We start from the raw sequence: 8043 nt of genomic DNA, 5'->3' as shown, positions 1-8043 counted from the left end.
GATACAAGCCCCCGGATTCATCCGTCCAGAAATAAAAAACCTGTATCCGATGAAACTTGCCCCCCGAATTTATCCGTCGGGTCAATGCTTCAATTCTTTAATCTCAAATCTAAAATCTAAAATCGATTGACGCTTGATGCTCTCCTCAAGGTATTGTGGAAAGGTCTTGTGCAAGAAGCCGGGTTTCTTGCAATTTTGTTAAAAAATCGACCCGAAAAAAAGGAACTATTACCTATTGATTTTTCTGGACTTTCCGGATATTATTTAGATAATGGGAGTGGTGGATAAAATTTTATTTTTGCCACTATTCCCATTATTTAATTATACTTCCCAAAAGATTCAGAGTCAAGCTGTTAACCAGAAAAAAACGGCGATTTTTTTTTAAAGTTTCAAAAAAAATATTCGATGACTAATAGTGCGTTACCGTGAATTATAGCAGTTTCCCAAAAAAATGCAACTGTAGGGAAGCTCTAAAGCCCGATCGCGATCGGTCTCAGTCATGGACAAATCTTTATGGGTAATTCCTGATTACAGATGTTTGTTAGCCCAGGTAATGAAACCTTCGAGCTTGTGAACTCCCAATAGATTTTGATTGTCGGGAATTTGTTTTTTAAACCAGTCGATCGAACCTTGCCTCATACCATCACCGCCCACTATAACAATAGTTGGCACCCGATAACAATTTTTAATATTTAAATTGAGGTAAGGATACTTCTCATCTACTGAACCTTTGTCTTCTTGCCACTTGCACTCAACAATTAGACCCAGAGGAAACAAACCGGAACCAACAATATAAAAATCGACATTTATTTCAGTTTCATAGATGCTAGACCCAATATAAACCTGTTTAGCATATCGCTTGGGATTTTCAGTAGAGATTAAGAGCCAATCTCGCTTGCGCTTTTTCGGCAACTGGGGACATATTTCGAGATATCCGTGGCCTCTCAACGTACCTTCTACAGTTGTTTCTAAAACAAAACCAGTTTTATTGGCTCTAAAACCCCTATTCATTTTGTTTCCTCCTGAATATAATCTGAATTAAGCCGATCGCACTTCGATCGCTCCCCTGTCAAAAACCAGTTTGTCAGTACCGATAGAACTGACAAACATCCGGTCTTTATAGACATCAAACGTCGCAAAACTCAGGCGCGTCGCAGAATACTCCGTCCACTCAGAACGCCCCACCGGACGAGTGCCTGCGCCGGCCCCACAAATTAAATAAGTCGTACCGTTAATCGACCGAGTGCGTTCGTAACTGTGCTCGTGTCCGTTGATATAAAGCTGCACGCCGTACTTTTGAAACAAAGGCGCCAAAGTCTTAATAAAAGATTGATTCGATCCGTAGACACCCGAGGAATAAATCGGGTGGTGGCCGAACACAACTTTCCAAGGTGCGGTGCTCTGACTCAACTCTTTTTCCAGCCAAACAAGCTGCTTTTTCCAGTCAGCATTGTGATTGGTATCTAAAGCAAAAAACTGTACCGGATCGCGCCGAAAAGTATAGTAGCGACCTTGCATATTAAAACCCGGATATTTAACTTGCGGATCGCCGTTATCAGTGCGGATGTCGTGATTTCCCAGACAAGCATAAAATTTTACGTCTTGCTGCAATAACGGCTGATAAGGCCGCTCGAAAACAGCATTAATTTTTTCAAATTCGCCGTTATTGTAGATATTGTCGCCGGCGAGAACAGCAACATTAAAAGGGTTTTCCCGGTGATATTGCGCCATCGCCTCAGCCACAGCATACTGACCTTCAGCGCCGGTACCGGTGTCGGCCACCGAAATAAAGCGTAAAATAGGCGGTGAGGCCGGCAATGGGACGATCGTCCTTTCTGCCTCAACGTTAGAAGCCACAGCAGCATCGGTGTCTGTACCCCAGGAAGTCCGAAGCTGAAACATTTTCCAGACTCCGGCAAAACCTAAGCTGCTGAGACTGCCTAAAACTAGAAAGTGACGGCGTTTGATACTCATTTTGATTCAGTTACAACTAATGAAATGATAAATTAAGGTTGAGATGGCTCAACTAAAAATTTATCGCTTTTAGATATATTTGCAACGCCCCAAGGCAGAGAAAATGTCAGAAGAACAACTAAACCAGTCAATTCCAGAACCCTCTCAATCTCCGACACCGGAGGTTGACTCGCCTGCAAAGTCTGCCCCCACTGGTAGCAAAACTCAAAATGCCAGCAGCGCTGTTCCCAAAAATCAGAGAATCAATGCTTTGATTGCGTGGATTGGGAATTTGGGAAAAAAAGGCAAAAAATTAGCAGCAGAACCCCCGTTGCAGGCCCAAAAGCCGATCGCGCCCACCGCTTCTGACTCAGCAACAACAACTCCTGCGGCTGTTGCTGCGGAAGTTAACAGCGTGCCGCCAAAAGTTGCTGTAAAATCCGATAAAAAGCCTGTATCAAAAGGCACCGAGGGGAGTTTTTTAAAGAAAGTCGGTGTAATTTGGCAAAGTATTGTGCGGCTAGTGCGGGATCTGCTACCGCCCTCTGCGAACCAGAAGCTGTCCGATCCAATTTTAAACGCCGCCATAGCAGCAATTCTGATCGTTGCAGTCGGTTTAACTCTCAACAGTTTCTCGGCAAAACCGCCCCAGAAACTAGCAAAAGTGCCTTTCCCAGCAGCGCAGCAGTCGCCGCCAACCTTTGGCGATTTTGTGGCGCCGGAAACGCCGAAATCGCCAGAGGCGATCGCACCGTCTGAGCCAATATCTGCTAAATTCAAAAGCAACTTGCCCGATTTAGCGGCTCCGGAAAAACCGCAACCAGTAGAACTTATCCCACCGCCGCCGCTGACGCCGGAACAGTCTCTGATTGCTGCGATTCAAAATCAAGTTGCTGAAATTACGAATCGACTTGGCGGCGGTTTAGTTGAGTCTGTTCAAGCTAATTTTTATAGCAGCAGTTTGACGGTAAAAGTCGCTGAAGATTGGTACAAACTCAGCGAAGTCGAGCAAAATCAACTAGCAACTAAAATGTGGAAAGAAGCTAATTCACTCGATTTCAGCAAGCTAGAAATTGCGAATAGGGAAGGGAAGTTAATAGCTAGAAGTCCGGTTGTTGGTTCGGAAATGATTATTTTGGATAGAGGGGTTAATTAGAATTTAAATTGTCTGTATCTGTCAAACGTCAGACCCGCCTTACAGTCCTGGACGCAGAAGCTAATTATGTAGGGTGCGAAGTGCGCACCTTACCCCTGTTGATTTTTTTGAGAAATCTCTAAATGTTAAAAACTCCGACAGAATGCTAGCATTAAATCATATCATGTCGGCAGTCACGACCACAATTAAATAGGTTTGTAGTGAGGACTTGAGTCTTCATAAAACTACTAGGAAGGAAGTCCTAACTAGAAACCTTAGAACGCTTATTTACCGGACATTAAATTAATTAACTTTGAGGAAAATTGAAAAATGACAATTTTAACTCAAGTCGAACAAGTAGAAATTGAATATCCCAGCAGCGACGGAGAGCCGATGGCTGAAAGCGACATCACGCGCGATTACATGACTTACAGCGTTGAAGCTGTCAAGCTTTACTTTCAAGAACGTTCTGATGTTTACGTGTCAGCCAATTCTTTCATATATTATGAAGAAGGGAACAACCAGGCAGTTGTGGCCCCGGATGTTTATGTGGTGTTTGGAGTTGCTAACCGCAAAAGGGATAATTATAAAGTTTGGGAAGAAGGGGGTATTACTCCCGATTTTGTGCTAGAAATTACTTCGGAAACAACTCAAACGAAAGACCAAGAGACCAAACCAGAAATTTATCGGGCTTTGGGAGTTAGGGAATATTTTCAGTACGATCCGTCGGGAGATTACCTAAATCCGATTTTACAGGGAGTACGTCTAATAAACAATCAGTACGAGCCGATTGCAGCCAACAATATCGCTTTTGATACGCTGTGGTTGTTCAGTGAAGTGCTGGGACTGGAATTGCATATAATTTCAGGAGAATTGAGGTTTAGAGTTCCTCAAACGGGTGAGTTTTTGAAGACTCACAAGGAAGAAAACCTGGGACGACTCGCCGAGGAACAAGCACGACTGGCAGCGGAGTCAGCCTTTCAACAATCTGAGCAAGCACGACTGGCAGCGGAGTCAACATTGCGATCGCTCGTAACTCAACTCTTAAATTCTGGAATGAGTCTGGAACAGGTAGCGCAAATGATGAATTTATCGACCGTGGAAGTGAGACGATTGGTAGGGGAAAAATTTTGATCGATCGCACTTTTCCCAGATATCCAGGATAGTGCGATCGAAGTAAGGGACAAAATGTGAACAGTCAACAGTCAACAGTCAACAATTAACTAATGACTAGAGAGGCTTATTAGTAGGTTTAAAACCCTGCTTTTGAAAATAGGTTCTAAATACCTCAAGAGCAATTGGTGCCGCCGATACTGCACCAAATCCGCCGCCTTCAACTATAACTGCGATCGCAACTTCAGGTTTGTCAGCAGGAGCAAAACCTACATACATAGAATTGTCAGGATAACCGGGCATTTCCACAGTCCCAGTCTTACCAGCACTTAAAGGAATAGTACCGTCATTCATGCCACGGCCTGTACCTTTTTTCACCACCTCCATCAATCCCTGGCGAACTACATTCAAAGTTGCAGGCTTAATACCTGTTGAAATTTTTTGAGTTATAGGAGTATTGGTTTGAGAAGCCAACAAATGCGGCTGCACTCGCCAACCGCCATTGGCAATAGTTGACACCATCACAGCCAATTCTAGGGGAGTACAAAGTACCAAACCTTGACCGATCGCCATTGTTACTGTATCGCCAACATACCAATCTTCCCCATACATTTTCTGTTTCTCTGCTGGGATCGGAACTTGACCGTGATTGGCGCCGTCTATCCCCAAAAGATCTAAATTAATAGTACCGCCAATGCCCATTTTTTTAGCCCATTTCGCCATTTCTTCCGGCCCTGCAGTCATACCTACTTGATAGAAAAACGTATTGCTGCTGTAGGCTAAAGCATCGCGGAAACCGATAACGCCGTAACCAGCGCTGTGTTCGTTAAAGGTAATTCCGCCGATGTTAATTGAAGCAGAACTTACCAAAGTCGAGTCAGGAGAAAACTTGCCAGACTCCATCCCGGCTACAGCAGTGACAATTTTAAAAGTGCTGCCGACTGGATAGCCTTGAACGGCCCGATTTAAAAATGGTTTTTCTGGTCCTTGCAGCCGATCCCATTCTTCTTGACTTACCTTACGGGTGAAAATATTGGGGTCAAATGTCGGCCAACTAGCCATTGTTAAAAGAGCTCCGGTTTTCACGTCGATCGCCACAACCGCACCCAGGCGATCGCCCAAAGCTTTTTCCGCAGTTTTCTGCATATCTAAATCTAAAGTTAGCTGCACCGGTTTGCCGGGAATAGGGTCTTTTACACCTAAATCTTGGATTTCCTCGCCCTTAGCATTCACCTCGATTAAACGGTTTCCCCAAACGCCCTCTAAAGTTGAATTGGCTAATTTTTCAACTCCCATCTGACCGACGATCATTCCCATCGGATATGCAGGATTAGCTTTTAATTGATCTAAACTAGCTTCGCCGACGTATCCCAAAAGGTGAGCTGCTAATTGCTGGTGGGGATTGTCTCGGCTCGATTCTACGCGAATTTCAACTCCCCGCAAAGTATTAGATTGCTCTCCCAACGCGACGAAAGTACCGACATCGATATCCTTAGTAATTCGCACTGGTAGGGCCGATCTGTAGCCAACTCCATCGATTTTTTTGATAATTTCGGCTGCGGGAAGTTTGACGATCGGACTCAGTGTAGCGGCGATCTCTTGCCACTCCTTGGCCGATCGCTCTTTTGGCCACAAATACACCGATCGAGATACGCGGCTGGCTGCAAAAATTTGGCCGCTGCGGTCTAAAATTTGGCCGCGAGTCGCTGGCACTGAAACAGGGCGAATGCGGTTATTTTCCGCCCGCTGTCGGTTGTAGGCTCCCTGTACCAGTTGCAGTTCCGCTAGACGAAATGTCGGCAGTGTCACCAAGGTAGTGACTAGCACCAGAAAAATCATAGCTTGGAACGATCTGCTGCCTTGCCGTGCAGGATTGTTTAAGCCTTTTTTGTCGAATCGGACTTTAGAGTTAAAAGAAAAATCGCCAGCCATATTAATTAATCTGCTCTTTTTATTCAACTAACACGTTGATATGGTTCCCATCCGGATTTTTTGCGGATGATACAGCGATTATAACTTCTAACTCTTTAGGGACAGACATAAATTATGCCGGTTGGCAGACGAATCCCCCGGATTGTTTGATTAAAATATATTTATATTAAATATCTGGTTTTTATGACAATTCAACTATTAAGGAGGTAGAGGCGCTGTGGAACCGATCGATTTTTTGATTGCTTGGCTGGTGACGGGCAGCAGCTTGCTGCTAATTTCTCAACTGCCGATCGGCGTACAAATTGACAGTACACCGAAAGCAGTAATTTCCGCTGCGGTTTTGGGAATTTTGAATGTTTTAATTTTGCCAATTCTGAAAGCAGTTTTTTTCGTACCGAACCTGCTAACGCTGGGATTGCTTTCCGGCCTGTTTGCTTTTGTAATGAACGTGATTGTTTTTGCCTCGGCTGCGAAGTTAGTTGAAGGATTTAGCTTGCGGATGGGTATTTGGAGCGCGGTACTGGGGGCGATCGCCTTGGCTGCAGTTAGCAGCTTTATCAACGGCGCGCTGATTTAGCAACTTCCCTTGATAAAGGGCGATTAAAATCGCCCGAGATTTCCCACCCTTACCTTGCGCGTTTCGGTGGCCTACAAGCGATTTCTATCGCCGAATATTTATTCTCCATTCTTCCTTCTTCCTTCTATCCGTATAATCCGTAAAATCCGTAAAATCCGTTGCCGAACTTCCTTCGAGCCGAAAAATCCGTAAAATCAGTTAAACAATCCGTTGCCGAACTTCCTTCTCTCTGTTAAATTCGTTAACTGAGATGTTGCACCATTCTCAATAAGCTTTTTATGAAAAGGCTGGACGGCCTGTGAAGCGAGAAAATTCACTCTTTATGGAACAGGCCGTCCAGCCTTTTCTTGAGAATGGTGCAAGATGTGAGTTAAATCACTTACACTCATCCGTAGCCGAACTTACTTTTTAATCACAGAATTATAGGCTGTCACCTTAATATCAATCCCAGTAATATCTGTGCCGACAACAACAGCCACCGCTCCTAAGTCCAATGCTTTTTTTGCCATGGACGGCCCAGCGATCCCGCCTTCGCAGATAACGGGAACCTTAAGCTTTTCTACCATTTCCGCCAGCAAATCAAATCCGGGCGGCGAGAAATTTTCCGTCTGAGCAGTGTAACCAAAAAGAGTAGTTGCTACAGTATCGGCACCAGCTTGGGCTGCCGCGATGGCAGCTTCTATTGTATCTACATCCGCCATCACTAATTTGCCCAATTCGCTGTGAATTTGCGCGATTAATGTCTTTAAATCTTCGCCCCCAGCAGGACGGTTTCTCAGAGTAGCGTCAATGGCTATAATATCGGCTCCTGAAGCGGCGATCGCCTGCGCGTCTTCAAACCGAGGAGTAATGTAAATCTCGCATCCCGGCAATTGCTGCTTCCAAATCCCAATTATGGGAGCGGATACCTGTTTTCGCACCGCCGCAATGTGAGCCGGAGTGTCAATGCGCACGCCCGCCGCTCCTCGATTGACCGCGGTTCGAGCCATTGCCGCAATTACGATCGGATCGTGCAGCGGCGAATCAGTAGGTGCTTGACAAGAAACAATTAATCCTGTAGGAATTTGACAATTAATCATGGCGAATTGGGAATTGGGAATTGGGCATCGGGCATTGGGCATCGGGCATCGGGCTTTTTTTGTAATTTATTCCCTGTGCCCTATTGAACTCAAATAAGCGTTAAGTTTTGGTAGTAACTTATCGACAATTGGTTTAAATTTGCTTACTTCTTCGCTTGTGATAAGTTGTCTAGGATAGGCCATTACTCACAAGTTAAGCTAAAAGCACTATTGTCAATGAGTAAAATTACTCATCTTTTACCTGTTGACCCAAT

The 8043-nt window shown here is 44.7% G+C and carries 7 protein-coding genes; 3 read left to right on the top strand and 4 right to left on the bottom strand.

All coding sequences use genetic code 11. The annotated features are described in order from the left end of the window. Positions 1-528 precede the first annotated feature (528 nt). Both QUB61_RS36435 and QUB61_RS36430 read right to left on the bottom strand, forming a co-directional pair. Positions 529-1011, bottom strand: a complete 483-nt coding sequence (locus QUB61_RS36435) for a PD-(D/E)XK nuclease superfamily protein (RefSeq protein ID WP_333130912.1) — start codon at positions 1009-1011, stop codon at positions 529-531. 27 nt (positions 1012-1038) lie between these two features. Further along, entirely contained in the window at positions 1039-1974 is a 936-nt protein-coding gene (locus tag QUB61_RS36430) for a metallophosphoesterase (protein ID WP_333130910.1), read from the bottom strand. Between the two features lie 103 nt (positions 1975-2077). On the opposite strand from QUB61_RS36430, the gene QUB61_RS36425 reads away from it, so the two are divergent. Both QUB61_RS36425 and QUB61_RS36420 read left to right on the top strand, forming a co-directional pair. Further along, positions 2078-3109, top strand: a complete 1032-nt coding sequence (locus QUB61_RS36425) for a hypothetical protein (protein ID WP_333130908.1) — start codon at positions 2078-2080, stop codon at positions 3107-3109. A 309-nt stretch (positions 3110-3418) separates the two neighbouring features. Continuing rightward, positions 3419-4222 (top strand): Uma2 family endonuclease, encoded by an 804-nt coding sequence (locus QUB61_RS36420; protein WP_333130906.1) that lies wholly within the window; start codon positions 3419-3421, stop codon positions 4220-4222. Between the two features lie 96 nt (positions 4223-4318). On the opposite strand, the gene mrdA is transcribed toward QUB61_RS36420, so the two are convergent. Then, on the bottom strand, positions 4319-6133 hold the full coding sequence (gene mrdA, locus QUB61_RS36415) for a penicillin-binding protein 2 (RefSeq protein WP_333130904.1): 1815 nt from the start codon (positions 6131-6133) through the stop codon (positions 4319-4321). A gap of 217 nt (positions 6134-6350) precedes the next feature. On the opposite strand from mrdA, the gene QUB61_RS36410 reads away from it, so the two are divergent. Next, positions 6351-6710: a phage holin family protein gene (locus QUB61_RS36410; protein WP_333130901.1), complete on the top strand. Its 360-nt coding sequence runs from the start codon at positions 6351-6353 to the stop codon at positions 6708-6710. A gap of 401 nt (positions 6711-7111) precedes the next feature. Here QUB61_RS36410 and QUB61_RS36405 read toward each other — a convergent pair whose 3' ends face one another. Next, positions 7112-7789 (bottom strand): N-acetylmannosamine-6-phosphate 2-epimerase, encoded by a 678-nt coding sequence (locus QUB61_RS36405; protein WP_333130899.1) that lies wholly within the window; start codon positions 7787-7789, stop codon positions 7112-7114. Positions 7790-8043 lie beyond the last annotated feature (254 nt).

This window comes from Microcoleus sp. C2D2 (assembly GCF_036702495.1).
Lineage (GTDB): Bacteria > Cyanobacteriota > Cyanobacteriia > Cyanobacteriales > Microcoleaceae > Microcoleus.
This window is presented reverse-complemented; position numbering and strand designations above follow the sequence as displayed.